1 protein-coding gene is annotated in these 1483 nt (G+C 63.0%); it reads right to left on the bottom strand.

What is annotated here, in order from left to right:
• Positions 1-222: 222 nt before the first annotated feature.
• Positions 223-1203: an IS110 family RNA-guided transposase gene (locus tag ACSFA2_RS25365; protein ID WP_435458101.1), complete on the bottom strand. Its 981-nt coding sequence runs from the start codon at positions 1201-1203 to the stop codon at positions 223-225.
• Positions 1204-1483 lie beyond the last annotated feature (280 nt).

The raw sequence follows: 1483 nt of genomic DNA, 5'->3' as shown, positions 1-1483 counted from the left end.
AATGGGTTGGCGGATAGCGACGCGTATCGCCGTCCTGATTCCATTTACGCCACGGGTTTCCGAATGGACGCATCGCCGCAGAAAAAAGATGAGAGCCTTTCGCGGACCCGCAGCAGTTGTTCTCGGCAGGCCGGTAACTGATCGGCGAACACAACAGCAGCACTCATTGTGCGAAGGGCACCGGGTGCTCCCCGCAGCGAAATAAAGACACCGTTGTGCCTGTCAAGCACCGGCCGTCTTGAGGTAGTTCGCGTCGAAGGGTTTTCGAGACCTCAGGACGCCGTAGGCGATGGCCAGAAGCTTGTGCATGCAGGCCACGACGATGAGCTTGCCGGGCTTGTTCTGCGCCTTCAATCGCTGCCAGAACTGGGCCACCAACGGGTTGTACCTGCCGGCCACCATGGCCGGGAAGTAAAGCGCCTTCTTGAGCTCCCGATGCCCCTGAGGGTGTGTGCCTCGCCGCTTGTCCAACGATGTTCCGGACTGCCTGATCATCGGCGTCAGGCTGGCATAGGCAATCAGCGCCTTGACCGAGGCGAACCGCTCGGGGCGCCCGATGTACGCCAGCAGCTGGGGAATCGTCCTGTCCCCAAGGCCTGGAATCGATGCGAGAAGCTCGCTGCGCTGCTGCAGATCGGGGTCGTCATCGATGGTCTTGCGGATCTGCATGCGCACGTCCTCGATGGACTCGTCCAGGCTCGCGATGACCGCAACGAGGGATGGCTTGACCGCGTCGTGGGCGACCTCCAGGCGGTTCAACTCACCCTGCCGGAGCTCCAGCAGCGTGTCCAGCCGGGCCACCAGCGCCTGCAGGGAGCGCACGGCAGCAGAAGGTGCCTCCCACAACGGCGGGGCTGTCTTGTCGCAAAACCGCGCCAGGGCCTTCGCATCGCCCTCGTCGGTCTTGTTGCGCACCCGTTCCAGTTCCATGAATCGCTTGACCTGCAGCGGATTGACGACCGAGACCGCCACCGCATGGTCGTGCAAGGCAAGCGCCAAGCCCTCGTGGTACGTGCCGGTGGCCTCCATGCAGACATGGGCTGCCGCCGTGCCCCCGGGCAGGTGCGAGTCCAGCCAGTCCAGCAGCTGCGCGAAGCCGCTTGCGTTGTTGGGGAACACCTTGGAGCGATATTTGCCGTGCGCTCTCAGCCACGCCACGTCGAGCTTCAGCTTGCTGATGTCGACTCCTACTTTGCATGTCACCGTGGTACTCCTTGCTTGAAGGATCAACGCGCCACATTCGACATGCACACCCTGATATGCGGGGTCATCGCCAGCACATGGCCGGCGACGCCCCAAGACACCGTTCGAGCTACAGCGTCGAATCCGTGCGGTTCCCCAGTCTTTATTGCGGGCTGGACAGCCCAAGGAGGAGAGCGGGGTTTACCGGACGGGCTCCCTTCAGCGCTACGGGAGCGGGAGAAACAATATCAGGAGGAGGCCGAAGGCCGGGGGACATTCGCGGAGGGGAGCACCTGGTGGC

It is taken from the genome of Variovorax cryoconiti (genome assembly GCF_051216395.1).
In the GTDB taxonomy this organism is placed as follows: Bacteria; Pseudomonadota; Gammaproteobacteria; order Burkholderiales; family Burkholderiaceae_C; genus Variovorax.
Note: the sequence above shows the minus strand (reverse complement) of the source record. Positions and strands in the feature narration are given on the sequence as shown.